The sequence below is a fragment of the Nonomuraea sp. NPDC004186 genome (assembly GCF_053603495.1).
In genome coordinates this window covers 59,515-81,137 of the sequence record NZ_JBSGFQ010000055.1, presented here as the reverse complement: position 1 = coordinate 81,137, position 21,623 = coordinate 59,515, and the positions used below count along the sequence as shown (strand labels likewise).

The following is a 21,623-nucleotide window of genomic DNA, read 5'->3' as shown; positions in this document are numbered from 1 at the left end:
TACCGAGTTCTACCAACCCTCTGAATCCCCGCCGCGAAAGGAAACCGGCATGCCGTTCGCCAACCTCAAGGTGCCCGCCGACACCCTGACCCCCGAGTCCAAGAAGAAGCTCATCGACGCCGTCACCGACGCCTACGCCGACGTCTACGGAGAACGAGCCCGCGCCACCACCCTGGTCCTCCTGGAGGAGGTTCCGGACGGCGGCTGGGGCCTGGGCGGAAATATCCTCACCGCTGAAATGCTCGGCCGAAGCTGACCCGTCCGGGGCCGGATCGACGGGATCGTCCCGCCCGGCATCGCGCTCGGTCACAGGACCGGAGCCCCCGAAGATTCCGGTGACGTTTCTGGATTGTTACCCGAAACAACAAACTCCCGGCCCACAGGGTCTTCCAAAGCAGGCCATCCCGGAATACGTTGCCGCAAACAACATTCATCCGGGCGCCTCCGGAAGAAAGGACCCTGCACCATGCGCAAGGGGATCCTCAGCCTGACCGCCGCGGCAGCCACGCTCGCCCTCGGTCTCACCGCCTGCGGGGGCAACAGCGGTCAGAACACGACGTCGACCTCGTCGACCGCGTCGGCCACGGCCTCAGCGGCGAAGGCCGGGAAGATCGGCGTCATCCTGCCGGACAGCAAGTCCTCGGCCCGGTGGGAGACAGCGGACCGCAAATACCTCGAAGAGGCGTTCAAGGCCGCCGGTGTCCAGTACGACATCCAGAACGCACAGAACGACAAGACGGCGTTCCAGACCATCGCCGACCAGATGATCACCAACGGCGCCACCGTCCTGATGATCGTGAACCTGGACAGCGGCAGCGGCAAGGCGGTCATCGACAAGGCCAAGTCCCAGGGCGTGGCCACGATCGACTACGACCGGCTGACGCTCGGCGGCGGCGCCGCCTACTACGTCAGCTTCGACAACACCAAGGTCGGCACCCTGCAGGGCGAGGGCCTGAGCAAGTGCCTGACCGACAAGAAGGCCAGTAAGCCCATCGTGGCCTACCTGAACGGCTCGCCGACGGACAACAACGCCACCCTGTTCAAGCAGGGGTACGACGGGGTGCTCAAGCCCAAGTTCGACTCTGGCGACTACGTCAAGGGCCCCGACCAGGCCGTGCCCGACTGGGACAACACCCAGGCCGGCACGATCTTCGAGCAGATGCTCACCCAGCAGCCGAAGATCGCCGGCGTGCTGGCCGCCAACGACGGCCTCGGCAACGCCGCCATCACCGTGCTGAAGAAGCAGAACCTCAACGGCAAGGTGCCGGTCACCGGCCAGGACGCCACCGTCCAGGGCCTGCAGAACATCCTCGCGGGTGACCAGTGCATGACCGTCTACAAGGCCGTCAAGAAGGAGGCCGACGCGGCGGCCAAGCTCGCGGTGGCGCTGGCCAAGGGTGAGAAGCCCACGGCGAGCGGCAGCGTCAAGGACCCCGAGAGCGGTCAGGACGTCCCCTCCGAACTGCTCGAGCCGCAGGCCATCTACCTCGACAACGTCAAGGACGTGGTGGCCGACGGTTACGTGACCAAGGAGGAACTGTGCACGGGTGACTTCGCCAAGAAGTGCACCGAGGCAGGTATTCAATAAGACCAAAGGGGGCGCGGCCGGACCGGTCGTGCCCCCTTTTAGGGAGCCCCATGACCCCCCTCCTTGAAGTGCGCGGGATCGACAAGAGCTTCGGCCCGGTGAAGGTGCTGCACAAGGTCGAGTTCGAGGCGTACGCCGGCGAGGTGACGGCCCTGGTCGGAGACAACGGCGCGGGCAAGTCGACCCTGGTCAAGTGCATCGGCGGCATCTATCCGATCGACGCCGGCGAGATCCTTTTCGACGGCAGGCAGGTGCACGTCCACAGTCCCCGCGACGCGGGCGAGCTCGGGATCGAGATCGTGTACCAGGACCTGGCCCTGTGCGACAACCTCGACATCGTCCAGAACATGTTCCTCGGCAGGGAGCGCAAGAACGGCCTCCTGCTCGACGAGGACAGCATGGAGGAACTGGCCGAGAAGACCCTCAGCGGCCTGTCCGTACGCACGGTGAAGTCCATCCGGCAGCAGGTCTCCAGCCTGTCCGGCGGGCAGCGGCAGACCGTGGCCATCGCCAAGGCCGTGCTGTGGAACAGCAAGGTCGTCATCCTCGACGAGCCGACCGCGGCGCTGGGCGTGGCCCAGACCGCGCAGGTGCTGGAACTGGTGCGCAGGCTGGCTGACACCGGCCTGGCCGTCGTGCTCATCTCGCACAACATGAACGACGTCTTCGCCGTCTCCGACCGGATCGCGGCGCTCTACCTCGGCAGGATGGCCGCCCAGGTCAAGACCGCCGACTTGACGCACGCCCAGGTCGTCGAACTGATCACCTCAGGCCGCAGCGGGGAACTCGGCCTCAAGAACGGGGTCACCCCATGAGCAAGGTCAAAGAACTCCCGGGCGAGGCCATCGTCGCCGCGACGCAGTCGCCGTCGATCGGCAACAGCTTCCTCGCCTACGTCGAGCGGGTACGCGGCGGCGACATGGGCGCGCTGCCCGCCGTGCTGGGGCTGGTCGTGCTCTGCACGGTCTTCGCCGTCGCCCGGCCCGCCTTCGTCACCTCGATCAACTTCGCCAACCTCTTCACCCAGGGCGCCGCGATCACGCTGATCGCGATGGGCCTGGTGTTCGTGCTGCTGCTCGGCGAGATCGACCTGTCGGCCGGCTTCGCCAGCGGCGTGTGCGCGGCGGTGCTGGCCGTCACGCTCACCAGCCTGGGCCTGCCCTGGTACGTGTGCGCGCTGGCCGCCATCGTCACCGGCGTGATCATCGGCACGGTGCTCGGCACGCTCGTCGCCAAGGTCGGGATCCCGTCGTTCGTGGTCACGCTGGCCGCCTTCCTCGCCTTCCAGGGCCTGGTCCTGGTGCTGGTCCAGGAGGGCACGAACATCTCCATCCGCGACAGCATGATCGTCGCCATCGCCAACAAGAACCTGCCGCCCTGGCTGGGCTGGGTGCTCTACGCGGCCAGCGTGGCGGTCTACGCCGCCGTCCAGCTCCTGCGGGCCAGGAAGCGCACCAAGCGCGGGCTGGTGGCCGACCCGATGTCGCTGATCGCCGCCCGCGTGGGCGCGCTGGCGGTGCTGGCCGGGCTCGCGGTCTACGTGCTCAACCTGGAGCGCAGCCGCAACCCGGCGCTGGTCTCGCTCACCGGCGTGCCGATCGTGGTGCCGATCATCCTGGTGCTGCTGGTCGCGTGGACGATGGTGCTGCGCCGTACCGCGTTCGGACGCCACATCTACGCGGTCGGCGGCAACACCGAGGCCGCGCGCCGGGCCGGCATCCCGGTCGACCGGATCAGGATCAGCGCGTTCGTGATCTGCTCCTCGATGGCCGCGATCGGCGGGATCGTGGCCGCGTCCAGGGCCAGCTCGGTCGACCCGAACACGGGCGGCAGCTCCGTCCTGCTGTACGCGGTCGGCGCGGCGGTCATCGGCGGCACGAGCCTGTTCGGCGGCAAGGGCAGGGTGCTGGACGCCGTGCTCGGCGGCGCCGTGGTGGCGGTCATCGAGAACGGCATGGGTCTGATGGGGTACGGGGCCAGTGTGAAGTACCTGGTCACGGGGTCCGTCCTGCTGCTCGCCGCGGGCGTCGACGCCCTGGCCCGCAAACGGGCGTCGGCCGCTGGTCTAAGGTGATCAGCGACTCTCAGCCCCCGAAGGAATACCAGACGATGCGTGCCGGCCCTTCCCAAGAGGACATCAGGCGCCACAATCTCGGCGCGCTGCTTCGCCATGTCCATCTGGGCGGGCCGATCTCGCGCGCCGAGCTGACCTCGAGGATGGGGCTCAACCGCAGCACGATCATGGCGCTGACCTCGGACCTCACCGCGGCCGGGCTGGTGCGCGAGGAGCTGCCCCGCGAGACGGGCCGCGCGGGACGGCCCTCGCTCGTGGTGCGGCCGGAGTCGGCCCGGGTCTACGTGTTCGCGTTCGACGTGGGCCCCGACCGGCTGGCGGTGGCCCGCGTGGGGCTGGGCGGGGTGATCCTCGACCGCCGTGAGACGACCCGCGAGCGCGGCAAGTTCGAGCTGGACGAGCTGACCGGGGTGCTGTCCGGCTTCGCCCGGCAGATGCGGCGCAAGACCAGGGACGACACCGTCTGCGTGGGCGCGGCGGCGGCCGTGTCCGGCGGCGTGCGCAAGGCCGACGGCGTGGTGCGGTTCTCGCCCAACCTGCTGGCCGAGGAGATCCCGTTCGGCGAGGAGCTGGGCCGCCGGCTCGGCCTCGGGCTGCCGGTCAGCGTGGGCAACGACGCCAACCTGGCCGCCCTCGCCGAGCACAGCCGGGGCGTCGGCGCCGCCGTCAGGGACCTCATCTACCTGCACGGCGACGTGGGCATCGGCGGCGGCATCATCGCGGGCGGCCATCTGCTCGGCGGCCACGACGGCTACGGCGGCGAGGTCGGCCACATGGTCGTCAACCCCGGCGGGCGCGCCTGCGGCTGCGGGTCCCACGGGTGCCTGGAGGCGGAGGTGGGGGAGCGGGCGCTGCTGGAGGCCGCGGGCCGCATCGGCCCCGGGCAGCACGGACGCGACGCGGTGCGCGCCGTGGTGGAGGCCGCCGACCGGGGCGACATCGAGGCGCAGGACGCGCTCAAGAAGGTCGGCGACTGGCTCGGCCTCGGCGTGGCCAACCTGGTCAACATCTTCAACCCCGAGATGGTCATCTTCGGGGGCATCCTCCGGGAGATCTACCTGGGGTCCGCCGCGCGGGTGCGTTCCCAGCTCGCGCTGCACGCGATGGCGCCGCAGCGGGAGCGGCTGCGGCTGCGCACGGCGTCGCTCAAGGACGCCGCCCCGCTGGTGGGCGCGGCCGAGCTGGCCTTCGCCAACGTCCTCGCCGACCCCCTGGAGGTCCTCGCCCGCGCCACCGCCTAGCCCCGTCAGCCGACCTTCGACTTGGCGGCCGTCCAGGTGTTGCAGAAGCCCGTGGCCCCGCCGCGGTAGCCGCGCTCCTGCCAGAAGGCGAGGTTGCGGGGCTTGCCGTGGATCTCGCTCTCGTCGGCCCTGCGCACCGCGTCGATCCAGTCGTCCCACTCGATCCCCGGCCTGATCGACTTCAGCGTGGCGCTGTACAGGACGCCGGCGAAGCATTCGGCCTGCATCTCCAGCCGGTGGCTCAGCAGGGTCCGCGCGCTGCCGGACGCCTGCCAGGACAGCGCGTTCTGCGCGTCCAGCACCCCGATGAGCTGCTGCACGTGGTGTCCCCACTCGTGGGCGACGGAGTGCGCGATGTTCATCCTGAAGGGGTCGCGCAGGTCGTGCTTCATGATGCGGATGGCGATCGTGCGCTGCTCGGGGCAGTACTGCGCGCCGTTGCTGGTGATCTCCCCGCAGACGGAGTCGCTCCCCGTCGTGATCGTGACCTCGGGCGGCGCGTACGGCAGCCGGGCCTGCGCGAACCGCCCGGCCCAGAAGCGGTCGGCGCATCCGGCCATCGCCCGGTAGAACGTCTTGAGCGAGGCGACGCTGCCCGGACGGATCTCCGGGACCTCGCAGGTCTGCGCGACCACGTCCCCGCCCATCTCTCCCAGAAGGCCGGCCTGCGCGATACGCGACGCCGCCCAGGCCGGCCCAGAAAAATGCCCGGAGAACAGCAGTAGACCCGCGACCATGCCCGCTAAGAGGGATATGCGCACGATCGCGGATCTTAGAGGAGTTTTACGACACTTGGGACTTCGGAGCCTTCCAGGTGTTGCAGCCCCCGGCCGACTCGGTGTCGAAGCCGCGCTTGAGCCAGGCGCCGGTGTTCTTGGCGTTGCCGTGCGTCTTCTCGCCCCAGTTGTCGACCTTCACGCCGAGGGCGGACAGGTCGAGGCCGGTGCCCCCGTTCCTGACCCAGTAGGTGAAGTCGGACTCCTGGCGGCCCAGCGAGTGCCAGACGCTGCCGGTGAAGACGCCGGACAGGCACTCCGCCTGCAGTTCGAGCCGCCGGCTCTCGTCGAGCACCCGGGCCTCGTTCTTGCGGTTGTACGGCGTCAGAGCCTTGAACATGCCCGTCGTCTGCTGGATGTGGTGGCCGTATTCATGGGCCAGGACCAGCATCAGCATCAGGTCGTTCTGCTCCTCGACCAGGTTGGAGCTGGCGAAATAGGTGATCTTCTTGTTGGTCGAGCAGTAGAGCGCCTGCACGCCGCCCTCGGGGAACTTGCCGCACCCGGTCTGTGCGCCGGGCTTGGTGATCACCTGCATGGTGGGCTTGGTGAATGTGAAGCCGGCCTTCTTGACCTTCGGCTCCCAGGCGGCGTTGAGGCAGTCGAGCACGACCTCCAGGTAGCCCTTGACCTCATCCAGGGTGCCGGACTGCACCTTCGGCTCCGGGCACGAGTCGAAGCCGAGCTTGCCCGTCTTGTAGATCGGGCTTTTCGCCAGTACAGGCTTGTATGCCGGCGCAGCGGTGGCCGCGTGGGCCGTTCCGGCGAAGAGCAGGCTCGCCATGGTGCCTGCCATAAGCGCCAATCGGGTGATACGCATGAGAAGGCACCCTATTGAATAGGGAGTTCCAGGTAAAGGAAGATTAAAGCGTGTTGCGGGCCGTGGCGGACCAGGTGTTGCACGCGCCCGGACCGCCGCGGTTGAAGCCCCGCGTCATCCAGGCCGCCTGCGTCGGGCCCTTGCCGTGGTCGTTCTGGGGCCAGCCCTTGGCGCCGTTCTTCCTGAACCAGTCGACCGTGTACGCCCAGTCGGCGTCGGTGACCAGTTCCGTTCCCTTCATCGTGCTCATGAACACCGACGAGAAGCACTCCGCCTGCAGTTCCGAATTGCGCGAGAGTTGCAGCCGCTTCGCCTTGCCCGCGACATTCCTGGCGGTCCAGTAGTAGTTCCAGATGCCGGAGATCTGCTGGACGTGGTGCCCGTACTCGTGGGCGATCAGGCGGGTGATGCCCAGCGGGAACGGGTTGCGCAGCTGGTCCCTGCTGATCATCAGGTACATCGTGCGGTCCGTGGAGCAGTAGACGCCGTCCGCGCCGGTGTTCCAGGTGCCGCAGGGGGTCCTGACCTTGGTGGTGATGATGCGCAGCCGCGGCTTGGCGAAGGGCAGCCCGGCCTTGCGGAACTGCGCGGCCCACGCCTTGTTGAGGCAGTTGGTCACGCGGGTCAGGAAGCGCCGGTACGCGGTCATGCTCCCGGCCGGCAGGTCGCCGGGCGCGCAGTTGACGTCGGCCAGGCGCCCGGTCCGGTACAGCGGGTTCGCCATCGCCAGCGCCCGGCCGATCGAGGGCCCCTTCTTCGACTCGCTGGAGCCCTTGGCCGGCGGGGAGGAGAGCTGCTGGGCCGCCCCGTTCAGCGACTCCGACGAGGGGGTGGCCACGCCGGCCAGCACGAGCACCAAACCGGCCGCTGCCAGGGCAAGCGCCACCATGGCGACCGCCAGCGCCGCGAGTTTGCTTTTGGGGGCAGAGTTCATATGCTCCGAAAAACTATCCCAAGATCAGACATATGTGGGTGGATTTGACTCGATGGAGTCAGTGAGGCGGGAGCGAACTAGACTCGGGTCAACGGCGCACAAGAGCAGAGGGGAGTCGGATCCGTGAGCGGGTTGCTGGGCTCGATAGAGGGACCGCACGACGTCAAACGGCTCACTGTCGAGGAGCTGCCGCGGCTTGCGGGGGAGATCCGCGACCTGCTGGTCGACTCGTGCGCCAGGTTCGGCGGCCATCTGGGCCCCAACCTGGGAGTGGTCGAGCTCACCATCGCCATCCACCGGGTCTTCGACTCCCCGAACGACCCCGTCGTCTGGGACACCGGCCACCAGTCGTACGTGCATAAGGTCCTCACCGGACGGGCCTCCGGCTTCGAGGCCCTCAAGCAGGAGGGCGGTCTGTCGGGCTACCCGAGCCAGGCCGAGTCGGAGCACGACTTCGTGGAAAACTCCCACGCCTCGACCGCGCTGTCCTACGCCGACGGCCTGGCCAAGGCGTTCAAGCTGCGCGGCGAGCAGGACCGCACGGTCGTGGCGGTGATCGGCGACGGCGCGCTGACCGGCGGCATGGCCTGGGAGGCGCTCAACAACATCGCCGCCGGCAAGGACCTCCGGCTCGTGATCGTGGTCAACGACAACGGCCGCTCCTACTCGCCCACGATCGGCGGCCTGGCCTCCCACCTGTCCAACCTCCGGGTCAACCGCAGGTATGAGGACTTCCTCGACTACGTCAAGGACAAGTTGGGGAACGTTCCCGTCCTCTACGACGCCCTGCACGGCTTCAAGAAGGGCGTCAAGGACGTCCTGGCCCCGCAGGTGATGTTCGAGGACCTCGGGCTCAAATACGTCGGCCCCATCGACGGCCACGACGAGCAGGCCATGGAGGCGGCGCTGCGCAAGGCGCGCGACTTCCGCGGCCCCGTCATCGTCCACGCCCTCACCCAGAAGGGCCGCGGCTACACGCCGGCGGAGAATCACGACGAGGACCAGTTCCACTCGCCCGGCGCCTTCGACCGGGCCACCGGCGCGGAGAAGCCCAAGCCGCGCATCTGGACCAACGTCTTCAGCGAGGAGCTCGTCCGGCTCGGCAAGGAGCGCGAGGACCTCGTCGCGATCACCGCGGCCATGCTCCACCCGACGGGCCTCAACGCCTTCGCCGACGCCTACCCCGAGCGCATCTACGACGTCGGCATCGCCGAGCAGCACGCGCTGACCAGCGCCGCCGGTCTCGCCCTCGGCGGCATGCACCCGGTCGTGGCCGTCTACGCCACGTTCCTCAACCGGGCCTTCGACCAGCTCCTCATGGACGTCGCGCTGCACCGGCTGCCCGTCACGGTGGTGCTCGACCGGGCCGGCGTCACGGGCGACGACGGCGCCAGCCACAACGGCATGTGGGACCTGTCGATCCTCCAGGTCGTCCCCGGGCTGCGGGTCGCGGTGCCGCGCGACGGCGACCGGCTGACCGAGCTGCTGCGCGAGGCCGTCGAGGTCACCGACGGCCCGACCGTGCTGCGCTTCCCCAAGGGCCCGGTCGCCGAGCCGGTCGAGCCGGTGGGCAAGCTGGGCGAGATGGACCTGCTGCGCGCCCCCAAGGGCGACCCCGACGTGCTGCTGGTCGGCGTGGGCCCGATGGCGCAGCTCTGCATGGACGCCGCGGTCCTGCTCGACGCCCAGGGGATCGGGGCCACCGTGGTCGACCCCCGCTGGGTCAAGCCGCTCGACGAGGCGCTCGTGCTGGCCGCGAGCGCCCACAAGCTGGTGGCCGTCGTCGAGGACAACGGCCGCGTGGGCGCCGTGGGCGACGCCGTGGCCCGCCTGCTGCGCGACGCCGACGTCGACGTGCCGGTGCGCACGTACGGCATCCCGCAGGAGTTCCTCGACCACGCCAAGCGGGCCGCGATCCTCGCCAAGATCGGCCTGACCGCGCAGGACCTCGCCCGGCAGATCACCGAGGCGGTCGCGAAGCGGACCTCCCACGAGGTGCCCGCCCGCCACTGAGCACCCGGCGCGGCGCGGCGGTGATCCCCGGCATGGCGATCACCGCCGCGTCGCGCTCCTATCCGGAAGGTGAGACTGGATCCCGACCACGCATGATCACTCAGGGCGTGGGAAGGATCACCGGGCGTGGACATCTTTCGCACGAAGAGTGTCGAGCAGTCGATCCGTGACACCGAGGATCCGGAGCATCAGCTGCGCAAACGCCTGACGGCCACCGACCTGACGGTCTTCGGCATCGGGGTGATCGTCGGCACCGGGATCTTCGTGCTCACGGGACAGGTCGCCAAGGAGGTGGCGGGCCCGGCGGTGGCGCTCTCGTTCGTCGTCGCGGGCATCGTCTGCGGCCTGGCGGCCCTGTGCTACGCCGAGTTCGCCTCCACGATCCCGGTCGCCGGCTCGGCCTACACCTTCGCCTTCGCCACCCTGGGCGAGTTCCCCGCCTGGGTGATCGGCTGGGACCTGACCCTGGAGCTGGCGCTGGCCGCGGCCGTGGTGGCGGTCGGCTGGTCGGGCTACTTCGCCTCGATGCTGGCGTCGATCGGCATCCATCTGCCCGCTTCGATCGCGGGAGAGAACCCCGTGGTGAACGTGCCCGCCATCCTCATCGTCCTCCTCCTCACCGTGATCCTGGTGATCGGGATCAAGGTTTCCTCGCGGGTCAACCTCATCCTGGTGATCACGAAGATCACGGTCGTGCTGCTGGTCATCGTGGCCGGGCTGTTCTTCGTCAAGGGGGCCAACTACACGCCGTTCATCCCCGAGGCGGTGTCCACGCCGCGGGTGGAGGGGCTGAAGGCGCCGCTGATCCAGGTGCTGTTCGGCGTCACGCCGGTCGCCTTCGGCGTGCTGGGCGTCTTCTCCGCCGCGGCGATCGTGTTCTTCGCGTTCATCGGCTTCGACATCGTGGCCACCGCCGCCGAGGAGACCATCCACCCGCAGCGCGACGTGCCGCGCGGCATCCTCGGCTCGCTGGCCATCTGCACGGCCCTGTACGTGGCCGTCTCGCTCGTCGTGGTCGGCATGCAGCGCTACGACCGGCTCAGCACCTCGGCGCCGCTGTCCGACGCGTTCACCTCGGTCGGCTACGGCTGGCTGGCCACCATCATCAGCGTCGGCGCCATCGCCGGCCTGACCACCGTGGTGCTCGTGCTGCTGCTCGGCCAGACCCGGGTGCTCTTCGCGATGTGCCGCGACGGGCTGCTGCCGCGCCCGCTGGCCAAGGTCCACCCCCAATTCGGCACGCCGGCCCGGCTCACGATCATCATCGGCGTGGTGACGATGGCGCTGGCCGGGTTCGTGTCGTTCGGCGAGCTGGCCGAACTGGTGAACATCGGCACGCTCTTCGCGTTCGTGGTGGTCTCGATCGGGGTGGTCATTCTCCGGCGCACCCGGCCCGACCTGCCGAGGGCGTTCCGCGCGCCGTTCGTCCCGGTGCTGCCGGTCCTGTCGGTGCTGGCCTGCCTCTACCTCATGCTCAACCTGCCGGTGCAGACGTGGCTGAGGTTCCTCATCTGGATGATCGTCGGCGTCGTCATCTACTTCGTCTACGGCTACCGCCACAGCAGGACGGTCAAGGTCCGCGTCAAGAGCGGCGGCTGAGGGGGCGGGCGCCCGCCCCCTCGCGGCCGGTCAGAACGAGACGAGGGCTCCCAGCGCGGCCTTCGTCGTGCAGCCGTTGCCGAAGACCTTGGCCCACTGCACCGTCGCGCCCTGCCACTGGCCGGCCACCACGACGACGTGCGGCTGCAGCTCCTTCGTGCAGATGGCGTCCGGTGTGACGTTGAGCCGCTCGGGGTGCCCGTCGACCTTCTCCAGCAGCCGGCAGGCCGCGCGCGCGTTGGGGTGGGCCCCTCCCGCGGGGCCGCAGTTGAGCCAGACCGTCTTCGTCACGCCGTCCTTGACGGCGTCGACGATCTTGAGCTGTGCCTTCGGGTGGGGTGCGGCCACCGCGGGCGACGACGCGCCCACCATGAAGGCTCCGCAGAGCGCGATGGCACCGAATGCTCTCATCATGACTACTCTCCGTTCGTAGAACGGTACTCAACGCTACGACGGAGGCCGGTGAGGATCAGGGAGGCCCGCCGGGGCGGGCCTCCCTCAAAGGGTTCAGGCGGGCAGCGAGGCCACGCCGGGCGACAGGAACCGCGGCCGGGCGATGCCCGTCCTGTCCAGGTACGGGGTGATCCCGCCCAGGTGGAACGGCCAGCCGGCCCCGAGGATCATGCACAGGTCGATGTCCTGCGGCGCGGCGACCACGCCCTCGTCCAGCATGATGCGGACCTCCCTGGCCAGCGCCGCCAGGACGCGCTCGCGCACCTGCTCGGCGGTGGACGGTGACGTGCCGCCCGAGAAGAGGGCGACCGCCTCCGGGTCGAGCGTGAAGTCGGGCCGGTAGACGCCCGGCTTGCCCGCGGCGACCAGCTTGGCCATGTTCTCCGAGACGCCGAACCGGTCGGGGAAGGCCTCGTGCAGCGTTTCGGCCACGTGCAGGCCGACGGCCGGGCCGACGAGCTGCAGCAGCGCGAACGGCGACATCGGCAGCCCGAGCCCGTCCAGCGCGTGCTCGGCCACCTCCAGCGGCGTGCCCTCGTCCACGGCCGTCACGACCTCGCCCATGAAGCAGGTCAGCAGCCGGTTGACCACGAACGCCGGGGCGTCCTTGACCAGCACCGACGACTTCTTCAGCGACTTGCCCACCGCGAACGCCGTGGCCAGCGTGGCGTCGTCCGTCGTGGCGCCGCGGATGATCTCCAGGAGCGGCATGACGGCGACCGGGTTGAAGAAGTGGAACCCGACCAGCCGCTCGGGGTGTGCCAATCCGGCGCCCATCTCGGTCAGGGAGAGCGAGGAGGTGTTCGTGGCCAGCACGCACTCGGCCGAGACCACGGCCTCCACCTCGGCGAACACCTGCTTCTTGACCGCCATGTCCTCGAACACGGCCTCGATCACGAAGTCGGCGTCGGCGAAGGCGTCCTTCGTCAGCGATCCGGTCACCAGGGCCTTGAGCCGGTTGGCCTGGTCGGCCGAGACGCGGCCCTTGCCCAGGAGCTTGTCGACCTCGGCGTGCACGTACCCGACGCCTTTGTCGAGCCGGGCCTGGTCGAGGTCGGTCAGCACGACCGGCACCTCCAGGCGGCGCGCGAACAGCAGCGCCATCTGCGAGGCCATCAGCCCCGCGCCCACCACGCCGACCTTGGTGACCTTGCGGGCCAGCGACCGGTCGGGCGCGCCCGCGGGCCGCTTGGCACGGCGCTGCACCAGGTCGAACGAGTAGAGCCCGGCCCGCAGCTCGTCACCCATCAGCAGGTCGGCCAGCGCCTCGTCCTCGGCGGCGAAGCCCTCGTCGCGGGAGGCCGTGCGGGCCTGGGCGATCAGGTCGAGCGCGCGGTAGGGGGCGGGCGAGGCGCCGCGCAGCTTCATGTCCACCAGGAAGCGCGCGTCGGCGACCGTCTTGTCCCAGTCCTCGTCACTGTTCTCGTCGTGTGCCGGCCGCTCCACGGCCAGCTCGCCCTTGACCACGCGGGCGGCCCAGCGCAGCGACTCCTCCAGGAAGTCGGCGGGCTCGAACATCGCGTCCGCGACGCCGAGCTCGTACGCCTCCTTACCCTTGACCATGCGGTTCTGCGAGAGCGGGTTCTCGATGACGAGCTTGATCGCCTTCGCCGGGCCGATCAGGCGGGGCAGGAGCTGCGTGCCGCCCCAGCCCGGCACCAGGCCGAGGAAGCACTCCGGCAGCGCCACCGCGGGCACGCCCGAGGAGATGGTCCGGTACGTGCAGTGCAGTGCCACCTCGAGCCCGCCGCCCATCGCGGCGCCGTTCACGAACGCGAACGACGGGATCGCCAGCTCGCCCAGCCTGCGGAACACGTGGTGGCCCAGCGCGCCGATGGCCAGGGCCTCCTCGCGCGTGGACAGCGCGGCCGCGCCCTTGAGGTCGGCGCCGACGGCGAAGATGAACGGCTTGCCCGTCACGCCCACCGCGGCCAGGTCGGTGCGCTCGGCGATCTCCGACAGCGCGCCGTTGAGCGCGAACAGGCCGTTCGGGCCGAACGTGTTGGGCTTGGTGTGGTCGAAGCCGTTGTCCAGCGTGATCAGCGCCATCGTGCCGGCGCCGTAGGGGAGCTGGACGTCGCGCACGAGCGCCTTGGTGACGACTTCGTCGGCGTTGCGCCCGCCCAGCAGCGCGCGCCAGTTCTCGACGTTGGTCATGCGAGGTTCTCCCAGATCACAGTGCCGCCCATGCCCATGCCGACGCACATGGTGGTGATGCCGTACCGCACGTCGGGACGCTCGCCGAACTGCCGCGCGAGCTGCGTCATCAGCCGCACGCCCGAGGAGGCGAGCGGGTGCCCGTAGGCGATCGCGCCGCCGTACTGGTTCACGCGGGGATCGTCGTCGGCGATCCCGAAGTGGTCGAGGAACGCCAGCACCTGGACGGCGAACGCCTCGTTGATCTCGAACAGCCCGATATCGGAGATGTCCAGGCCGGCCAGCCGGAGCGCCCGCTCCGTGGACGGGATCGGTCCCACTCCCATGACCTCGGGGTCCACGCCCGCGAACGCGTAGGAGACGAGCCGCATCTTCGCGCCCAGCCCCAGCTCGTCCGCGACCTCCTTGGCGGCCACGACGCACCCGGTGGCGCCGTCGTTGATGCCGGAGGAGTTGCCCGCCGTGACGTTGCCGTGCGGCCGGAAGGGCGTCTTGAGCGTGCTCAGCCCTTCCACCGTGGTGCCGGGCCGCGGCGCCTCGTCCTCGACCGCCAGGCCCCAGCCCTTCTCGGCCGTCCTGATCGCGGTCGGGACCAGGTCGGGCTGGATCCTGCCGTCGGCGTACGCCTTGGCCGCCCGCTCCTGCGACAGCACCGCGTACGCGTCCGCGCGGCCCTTGGTGATGTGCGGGTAGCGGTCGTGCAGATTCTCCGCCGTCATGCCCATGACCAGCGCGCTCGGGTCGACCAGCTTCTCCGACAGGAAGCGCGGGTTGGGATCGACGCCCTCGCCCATCGGGTGGCGGCCCATGTGCTCGACGCCGCCGGCGATGGCCACGTCGTACGCGCCGAACGCGATGCCGCCCGCGACCGTGGTGACCGCGGTCATCGCGCCCGCGCACATGCGGTCGATGGCGTAGCCGGGCACGCTCTTGGGCAGCCCGGCCAGCACCGCCGCCGCCCGGCCGATGGTCAGGCCCTGGTCGCCGATCTGCGTGGTCGCGGCGATGGCGACCTCGTCCACTCGCTCGGGGGGCAGGTTGGGATTGCGCCGGACGAGCTCGCGGATGACGCGGACGACCAGGTCGTCGGCGCGGGTCTCCGCGTACAGCCCTTTCGGTCCTGACCTGCCGAAAGGCGTGCGCACGCCGTCGACGAACACGACGTCACGAGAGGAAGGCACGGATTCGCTCCTCGTTGATAGGGTTCCGTGCCTATGCTACTCGTCAGTAACTACTCCGCAGACGAGGGCGGCGGTCAGCAATGTGTAAACGACCGCCGTGGCCGGCTCCCAGAGATGGGCGCGGGCCCCGACCAGGGCCGCGACCGCCACGGCCGCGCCCGTCCAGAGCGCCGCGCCCTCTCGCCGGCGCGCGCCTCGGCCGGGGTCCCACGGATCGCCAGGTGACCCGCCCGACCGCAGGGCGCGCGCCAGTGTCCCCAACGCGTCGCCTGCCCACCAGAGGACGAACAACACCCCCGTCGCGAGACTCATCAGCGCCAGCGCCTCGGTGGCCCAGCCCAGGGAGTCGGCGAAGCCGTACAGGGCGGCCTCCCGGAACAGGCGCGGCGCCGTCCAGCCGAGCAGCAGCGTCACCGCCCAGCAGCAGGCCACGGCCAGCCTGCTGAGGGGGCGCACGCGTCCGGTGCGGGGGGCGGCGTACAGCTCGCGCTCCTTGCGGTGGACGTGCCGGGCGTGGGTGCCCCAGACGTACTGGGTGATCGCCTGCGCGGGCACCGCGGCCGCGAAGACCGCCAGCGACAACACGGCCAGCGGCAGCGTCTGCTCCCTCGTCTGCGCCCGGTCGGCGAGCAGCTGGGCGGTGGCCAGCAGCGCGATCGAGGCGGAGAGCGCGACGAAGGCCCGGCGGCGGGCGGTTCTGGCTCTGGCCCGCAGCCCGGCCAGTTCCTGGGCGCCTGGAGGGGGCGCCATCTCGGTCAACAGCATGAATGTCATCATGGCGTCACTCTGCGTGGTGACGCCCCGGATTCCCGTGCTTTGGATGGAGCTCCTCGCCCGGCACGCAACAGTGGCAGCCCCGAGGATTGCCACTTTTATCTGCAAGGCGCGACAGTCCTGGAATCATCGGTAACTCGGTGAGCTACGCGCCGCCCCCTGGCGGTACGCGTTTCTCTTGTGGGGTGGGTGAAGGGGGGCGCGTGAGGCAGAGTCCGGAACACGTGGGGGATGCTCCGCCGCGGCGCAGGAGGAGGCGCGAGCGCGGCCCGCGATGGCGGGTCTCGGTGCTGGGGTGGGTCGGCATCGGGATGACGCTGGTGCTGGTGGTCGTCTCGGTCGGGGCGTACGCGTACTACCGGCACATCGAGAGCGAGATCCCCCGCGAGCCCATCGCCGTCGGCGAGAGCCGCCCGCCGGACACCGGCGCGCTCAACGTCCTGCTCGTCGGCTCCGACTCCCGTGAGGGCGACAACAAGAAGTACGGCCCCCACCTCAAGGAGATCGGCGAGCGCACCGACACGATCATGCTGCTGCACATCTCCCCGAACCGGGACAAGGCCACCATGATCAGCTTCCCGCGTGACTCCATGGTCCTGATCCCGGAGTGCAAGAGCCGTACCGGCGCCCTGATCCCCGGCGGCCTGCGCCAGATCAACGCCGCCTTCAACGACGGCGGCATCAACTGCACGATCAAGACCCTCGAGTCGCTCACCAACATCAGGATCGACCACTTCGTGAAGGTCGACTTCACCGGCTTCAAGGGCATCATCGACGCCATCGGCGGCATCGAGATCTGCCTGCCCAAGCCCGTCAACGACCCCAAGGCGAAGCTGGTGCTCAGCGCGGGCCGGCACGTGGTCAGCGGCGAGCAGGCGCTGGGGTACGTGCGAGCCCGGTACTCGCTGGGCGACGGCAGCGACCTGAGCAGGATCCAGCGCCAGCAGGTCTTCCTCACCAAGGTGCTGCAGGCGGTCACCGACGGCGGCCTGCTCACCGACCCGGTCAAGCTGAACTCGTTCCTGCTGGCCGCCACCAAGGCCGTCACCCTGGACGATCAGCTCACCCTCGACCGCATGGTGGACATCGCCCTCAGCGTCAAGGGCCTGACGACCAAGGAGCTCAAGGGCATCACGGTGCCCACCGAGCCCTACCCGGCGGACAAGAACCGGGTCCAGTTCAGCCAGCCGTCCGCGCGCGACTTCTTCGAGAGCGTGCGCAACGACGTCGAGGTCACCGCGGCTCCCACGCCGGGCAAGTCGGCCGGGCCCAAGATCGAGAACAAGCAGGTGCGCGTCCAGGTGCTCAACGGCACGGGGGAGCAGGGCAAGGCGCTCAAGGTGGCCGACGAGCTGGCCGCCCAGGGGTTCGTGATCACGGAGGTCGGCAACGTCGCCGCCACCCCGAAGACCGCACTCCGGTACGCCAAGAAGGACGCCGCCGACGGGCCCGCCTACGGGGACGCGGTGGCCTCGCGGCTGTCGAAGGAGAAGAAGACGCCCGTGGCCGGCAAGGTCAAGCCGATCACCACGCAGCCGTACAAGTCCAAGGCCGGCGTCGAGGTCCCCGGCGGGCCGATCATCCAGGTCGTCATCGGGGCGGACTGGCCCGGCGTGCGCGTCGTGTCGGCGATCCCCGACTCGCTCAAGGACAAGGTCGTCGACTCCGACACCAACCCCTGCCTGTGACTCCTGACTGTGGTCTTGACAGGCCGCCCGGACCCGGTCCGGGCGGCCCGTCGCCTGCCGTGCCCCGTGACGCCGGAGCGTGCCCGCGCGGGTGAACTCCGTGGTCAAAGGGGGTTCTGGAGGGCCGATCGGCTCACCAACAGCGTGCCTTCGATCTCTTAGAGTGACGAATGTTACAGAGAGTGTTTTTAGGGAAACATGTGAAATTTCCGGACAAGTGATGGTCGGGTCTGTTAAGAAGGGCGCGGTCCGAATTCGTACTAGAGAGGTTCATCGTGGCGCGCGACGAGAACGACAGGCCTTATGAGGATGGGCAGGGGAGGTCGTTAAACCCGGATCTGACGGGCGACGTGCTTTCCCCACGGTGGAGCACCGATGACACCGACGAGCAGCCCGCCATCCAGGTCGTCGGCAACGAGACCTACATCCTCCCCCTCGACAAGAGCGAGCCCCAGCTCATCGGGGGCCGTGACCTGCTCGACGACGGCCCGCACGATGTCCTCGGCGGTCAGAGCGATCCGCTCGACGCGGGCCAGCGCGACCTGTACGGCGACCCGCTCGACGTGGGGGGCCAGCGTGACATGTACGTGGCCGGCGACCCGCTGGACGGCAGCAAGCGCGACGTGTACGCGGCCGGCGACCCGCTCGACGTGGGCCACCACGACGTGTACGGCGGGGCCAGCGGTCCCCATCACGTCCTGGACGCCGACGACCTGGGCGGACCCAGCGGCTCCCACCGCATCGATGACGACAACCCGTACCTCCCGCTCGACCGCAGCTACGACGCCGGGATCGACGACGACCACGACGACGACAAGCCCAAGCGCGGCTTCCTCGGCTCGGGCTGGACGGAGGACTCGGACGACAAGCGCCCGCAGGACAGGCGCTCGGGCGGCCGTTCCGGCGGCGGCAACGGTGACGACGGCGGCGGCGAGGTGCGCCGGCGCACCAGGAAGCTGCTGGTGGTCGCGGCCGCGGTGGTGCTGGTCGGCGTGGGCGCCGGCTTCATGCTCACGGGCAACTCCTCCGACGACCCCTGCAAGGGTGGTCAGTGCGCCAGCGCGGGAGAGGTGACGCGTCCCTCGGAGAGCGCGGCCCCCGAGGACACCACCTCGGAGGAGGAGACTCCCGAGACCGAGGATACGGACACCCCGGAGCCGACCGAGACCGAGTCCGACACCCCGACGACCGCGCCCACGCGGGCGGCCCGGCCCACGCGCGAGCCCTCGGCCCGTCCGACGAACACGCGCATCGGCCAGCCGACGGCGAAGGCGAGCACCAGGCCCACCCGCGCCCCGCAGAACCAGACGAACGACAACGACGACCGCACGAGCACGACGAACGACACGGACAGCAGGGACAACACGGTGTCGACCAAGGCGCCGGAGTCGAAGTCCACCCAGGCTCCCTCCACGCAGGCGCCGCCGCAGACCCAGGCGCCCGCGCCCACACCCACCAAGGAGAGCAAGGGACTTCTGGACATCCTGTTCCCCTGGGCCTGAGACGTGCGAGGATGCGGATCCAGGTGCTGATCTGGCAGACTTGGAAACCGCTTTCCGGGGAGGTCTCGTGGTCACGCTTGAGGATGTCGCCAAGCAGGCGGGCGTCTCGCTCGCGACAGCCTCGCGGGTGCTCAACGGCAGCACCCGCCAGGTGGGCGCGACTCTGCGGGCGCGCGTCGAGCAGGCCGCGGACGAGCTGGGCTACCGCGCCAACATCGCCGCCCAGACGCTCGCCCGCGGCGCCAGCAACGTCATCGGCATCGTCGTCCACGACCTGACCGACCCCTACTTCGCGGCCCTGGCCGACGGGGCGATGCGGGCGGCCGCCACCGAGGGCCTGCTGGTCATGGTGGGCACCACGCATCGCGACCCCGAGCAGGAGATCGCCTACGTGGCCACGCTGAACGCCCAGCGCGTGCGGGCGGTGCTGCTGGTCGGCTCGCGCGTCGCCGACCACGCCGTCACGGGGCGCCTGCGCGACGAGCTCGCCCGCTACCAGTCGGGCGGCGGTCGCGCCGCCTGCGTGGGCCAGGATCTCCTCGGCGTCGACACCGTCGCGCCCGCCAACAGAGCGGGCGCGGCCGAGCTGGCCCGCGCGCTGGCCGGGCTCGGGCACACGCGGTTCGCGGTGCTGGCCGGGCCGCCGCACCTGGTGACGGCCGCCGACCGGTGCGCCGGGTTCGCCGGGGCGCTGGAGGAGCTGGGGCTGCCCGCGCCGCACGTCATCCACGGGCCGTTCGACCGTGACGGCGGCTACGCGGCGGCCCAGCAGGTCAAGGACGCGACCTGCGTGTTCGCGGTCAACGACGTGATGGCGGTCGGGGCGCTGGCGGCCTACAGGGAGCGCGGGGTCCGGGTGCCGGAGGACGTCTCGGTGGCCGGGTTCGACGACATCGTGACGCTGCGGGACCACGTGCCCGCGCTGACGACCGTGCGGCTGCCCCTGACGGACATGGGCGCGCGGGCGCTGGAGCTCGCGCTGGGTGAGACGGACGAGGTCGTGGTCGAGCAGGTCGCGGGCGAGGTCGTGCTGCGAGAGAGCGTACGGAGGATGGCGTGAAGCTGGCCGTCAGCACCCTGGGGATGCCCGGCGAGGGGCTGGACAGGGCGATCGGGATCGCGGCCGGAGGCGGCTGCCAGGGCCTCGAGCTGCGCCTGCACCCGGACACCGGGGTCCACGCCGGCCTCGACGCCGCGGAGCGGCGCTCGGTGCGGGAACGGGTCGAGCGGGCGGGCCTGGAGATCGCCGCACTCGCCGGATATGTCAAGGTTTGTGCGCCTGGACCGGACGAACCGGCCATCGAGGCGCTCCTCGCCGACCTCCGGCTCGCCGCCGACCTGGGCGCCCCCGCGGTGCGGGTGTTCCCCGGCGGCGACGATCCCGCCGTCGGTGCCCGTCGGCTCAAGGCGGTCTCCGGTACGGCCTCCGCGCTCGGCACCCGCGTCCTCGTCGAGACGCACGACCACATGGCCACCGGCGCCGCCGTGGCCGGGCTGCTGGCCGAGGCGGGCTGCCCCGAGTCCACCGGCGCGATCTGGGACCTGCTGCACCCGTGGCGCCACGGCGAGCCCCCGGCCGAAACGCTGGCCGCGCTGGGCCCGTACCTCTCCTACGTCCAGGTCAAGGACGCGGTCTCGGCCGAGGACACCACGCCGGTGCCCATGTGGACGGGCTCGGTGCCCTTGGAGGAATCGGGCGAGCTGCTGCGCGCGGCCGGTTACGACGGATGGGTGTCGCTGGAATGGGAGCGCACCTGGTATCCGCAGGTCGCCCCGGTCGAGGAGATCCTCCCGGGCGCGGCTGACTGGGTGCGGCGTTTCGCCCTTTAGATACCTTTCGCCGCTTAGATAGGGGGATGCCCCTATCTAAGCGGAACAAGGTGCTGGTCGTCGGGATGGACGGCCTGCGGTTCGACCGCCTCCAGGCTCTGGGCGCGCCCGTGCTGGGCTCGCTCATGTCCTCCGGCGCGTACGGCACCAGCAAGCTCCCCTATGGCGAGGCGGGAACGCCGCGTACGGAGTCGCCCGGCCAGGTCGTCCCCAAGGCTCCGGAGCCGGGCGGTCGCGTCATCGCCTCGCGGACGGACTCGGGCCCCGGCTGGTCGTCGATCGCCACCGGGGTCTGGCCGGACAAACATGGCGTGGTGGACAACGGCTTCGCCAACCCCCGTTTCACGAAATATCCGGACTTCTTGACTCGTGCGAAGCATGCCCGGCCGGAGCTGAGCACCGCCGCGTTCTTCTCCTGGGGGGCGCTGGAGGAGCACGGCGCGTTCAGCCGGGCCATCGACCACCGGTTCGTCCTGGACGGCTACGAGTTCGGCTCCTGGGCCGAGGCCGACAGGCGGGTCGCCGAGGCCGCCGAGCGGCACCTGGCCGCGGCCGACCCCGACGCCGTCTTCGTGTATCTGGGCGACACCGACGAGGTGGCCCACGACCTCGGCCCCCATTGCCCCGAGTACTTCGACGCGCTCCAGACCCAGGACGCCTACCTGGGGCAGCTGCTCGACACCGTCCGCGGGCGGTCCTCGTACCCCGGCGAGCGATGGACGGTGCTGATCACGACCGACCACGGGCACGTGGACGAGGGCGGCCACGGCGGGATCTCGGACGAGGAGCGCACGGTGTTCGTGATCGCGAACCGGCTCGAGGAGGACCTGGGCGGCCGCTCGCTCGGCGAGCCGCGGCTGGTCGACGTGGGGCCGACGGCGCTGGGCGTGCTGGGCGTCGGGGTCGATCCCGCCTGGGATCTGGACGGCGCGGATCTTTTCATCAACCGTTGAATTTCTCTCCCGGAAGAGCCACACTGGGTGACAGGAAGCT

At 70.1% G+C, this 21,623-nt stretch carries 19 protein-coding genes; 12 read left to right on the top strand and 7 right to left on the bottom strand.

Annotated elements, in window-relative coordinates; genetic code table 11:
* Positions 1-49: 49 nt before the first annotated feature.
* The 5 genes from ACWEPL_RS36605 (at position 50) to ACWEPL_RS36585 (ending at position 4,903) form a co-directional block, all read left to right on the top strand.
* Positions 50-256: a 4-oxalocrotonate tautomerase family protein gene (locus tag ACWEPL_RS36605; protein ID WP_350722797.1), complete on the top strand. Its 207-nt coding sequence runs from the start codon at positions 50-52 to the stop codon at positions 254-256.
* 210 nt (positions 257-466) lie between these two features.
* Entirely contained in the window at positions 467-1,588 is a 1,122-nt protein-coding gene (locus tag ACWEPL_RS36600) for a sugar ABC transporter substrate-binding protein (protein WP_363965873.1), read from the top strand.
* Positions 1,589-1,638: 50 nt separating this feature from the next.
* Entirely contained in the window at positions 1,639-2,403 is a 765-nt protein-coding gene (locus ACWEPL_RS36595; protein WP_350722794.1) for an ATP-binding cassette domain-containing protein, read from the top strand.
* Complete coding sequence (locus ACWEPL_RS36590) at positions 2,400-3,662, top strand: sugar ABC transporter permease (protein ID WP_363965870.1); 1,263 nt, start codon at positions 2,400-2,402, stop codon at positions 3,660-3,662. Before ACWEPL_RS36595 ends, ACWEPL_RS36590 begins: the two co-directional genes overlap by 4 nt.
* Positions 3,663-3,697: 35 nt before the next feature.
* Positions 3,698-4,903 (top strand): ROK family transcriptional regulator, encoded by a 1,206-nt coding sequence (locus ACWEPL_RS36585; RefSeq protein ID WP_350722790.1) that lies wholly within the window; start codon positions 3,698-3,700, stop codon positions 4,901-4,903.
* Positions 4,904-4,908: 5 nt separating this feature from the next.
* Here the strand turns inward: ACWEPL_RS36585 and ACWEPL_RS36580 are convergent, their stop codons facing one another.
* From ACWEPL_RS36580 to ACWEPL_RS36570, 3 genes are all read right to left on the bottom strand, one after another.
* On the bottom strand, positions 4,909-5,664 hold the full coding sequence (locus ACWEPL_RS36580; RefSeq protein WP_350722789.1) for a neutral zinc metallopeptidase: 756 nt from the start codon (positions 5,662-5,664) through the stop codon (positions 4,909-4,911).
* Positions 5,665-5,686: 22 nt separating this feature from the next.
* The gene (locus tag ACWEPL_RS36575; RefSeq protein WP_363965868.1) at positions 5,687-6,463 is read right to left on the bottom strand and encodes a neutral zinc metallopeptidase; all 777 of its coding nucleotides are present in this window, start codon (positions 6,461-6,463) and stop codon (positions 5,687-5,689) included.
* 79 nt (positions 6,464-6,542) lie between these two features.
* Positions 6,543-7,433: a neutral zinc metallopeptidase gene (locus ACWEPL_RS36570; RefSeq protein WP_363965866.1), complete on the bottom strand. Its 891-nt coding sequence runs from the start codon at positions 7,431-7,433 to the stop codon at positions 6,543-6,545.
* A 132-nt stretch (positions 7,434-7,565) separates the two neighbouring features.
* Here ACWEPL_RS36570 and dxs point away from each other — a divergent pair, with 132 nt between their 5' ends.
* Positions 7,566-9,446 (top strand): 1-deoxy-D-xylulose-5-phosphate synthase, encoded by a 1,881-nt coding sequence (gene dxs, locus ACWEPL_RS36565; RefSeq protein WP_363966608.1) that lies wholly within the window; start codon positions 7,566-7,568, stop codon positions 9,444-9,446.
* 126 nt (positions 9,447-9,572) lie between these two features.
* Entirely contained in the window at positions 9,573-11,045 is a 1,473-nt protein-coding gene (locus ACWEPL_RS36560; RefSeq protein WP_355194460.1) for an amino acid permease, read from the top strand.
* Positions 11,046-11,075: 30 nt separating this feature from the next.
* On the opposite strand, the gene ACWEPL_RS36555 is transcribed toward ACWEPL_RS36560, so the two are convergent.
* From ACWEPL_RS36555 to ACWEPL_RS36540, 4 genes are all read right to left on the bottom strand, one after another.
* Positions 11,076-11,459, bottom strand: a complete 384-nt coding sequence (locus ACWEPL_RS36555; protein ID WP_363965863.1) for an SSI family serine proteinase inhibitor — start codon at positions 11,457-11,459, stop codon at positions 11,076-11,078.
* Positions 11,460-11,552: 93 nt separating this feature from the next.
* Positions 11,553-13,655, bottom strand: coding sequence for a 3-hydroxyacyl-CoA dehydrogenase NAD-binding domain-containing protein (locus ACWEPL_RS36550; RefSeq protein ID WP_452438885.1), 2,103 nt, complete (start codon positions 13,653-13,655; stop codon positions 11,553-11,555).
* Positions 13,652-14,815, bottom strand: coding sequence for an acetyl-CoA C-acyltransferase (locus ACWEPL_RS36545; RefSeq protein WP_435054210.1), 1,164 nt, complete (start codon positions 14,813-14,815; stop codon positions 13,652-13,654). The genes ACWEPL_RS36550 and ACWEPL_RS36545 overlap by 4 nt, the downstream gene beginning before the upstream one ends.
* Positions 14,816-14,872: 57 nt before the next feature.
* Positions 14,873-15,601, bottom strand: coding sequence for a hypothetical protein (locus ACWEPL_RS36540; RefSeq protein WP_363965859.1), 729 nt, complete (start codon positions 15,599-15,601; stop codon positions 14,873-14,875).
* Positions 15,602-15,813: 212 nt separating this feature from the next.
* Here ACWEPL_RS36540 and ACWEPL_RS36535 point away from each other — a divergent pair, with 212 nt between their 5' ends.
* The 5 genes from ACWEPL_RS36535 (at position 15,814) to ACWEPL_RS36515 (ending at position 21,583) form a co-directional block, all read left to right on the top strand.
* Positions 15,814-17,298: an LCP family protein gene (locus ACWEPL_RS36535; protein WP_452438884.1), complete on the top strand. Its 1,485-nt coding sequence runs from the start codon at positions 15,814-15,816 to the stop codon at positions 17,296-17,298.
* Between the two features lie 350 nt (positions 17,299-17,648).
* Positions 17,649-18,800 (top strand): hypothetical protein, encoded by a 1,152-nt coding sequence (locus tag ACWEPL_RS36530; RefSeq protein ID WP_452438883.1) that lies wholly within the window; start codon positions 17,649-17,651, stop codon positions 18,798-18,800.
* A gap of 67 nt (positions 18,801-18,867) precedes the next feature.
* Positions 18,868-19,860: a LacI family DNA-binding transcriptional regulator gene (locus tag ACWEPL_RS36525; RefSeq protein ID WP_350722770.1), complete on the top strand. Its 993-nt coding sequence runs from the start codon at positions 18,868-18,870 to the stop codon at positions 19,858-19,860.
* Complete coding sequence (locus ACWEPL_RS36520) at positions 19,857-20,630, top strand: sugar phosphate isomerase/epimerase family protein (RefSeq protein WP_363965853.1); 774 nt, start codon at positions 19,857-19,859, stop codon at positions 20,628-20,630. Before ACWEPL_RS36525 ends, ACWEPL_RS36520 begins: the two co-directional genes overlap by 4 nt.
* A gap of 26 nt (positions 20,631-20,656) precedes the next feature.
* Complete coding sequence (locus ACWEPL_RS36515) at positions 20,657-21,583, top strand: alkaline phosphatase family protein (RefSeq protein WP_363965851.1); 927 nt, start codon at positions 20,657-20,659, stop codon at positions 21,581-21,583.
* The last annotated feature ends 40 nt before the right edge of the window (positions 21,584-21,623 follow it).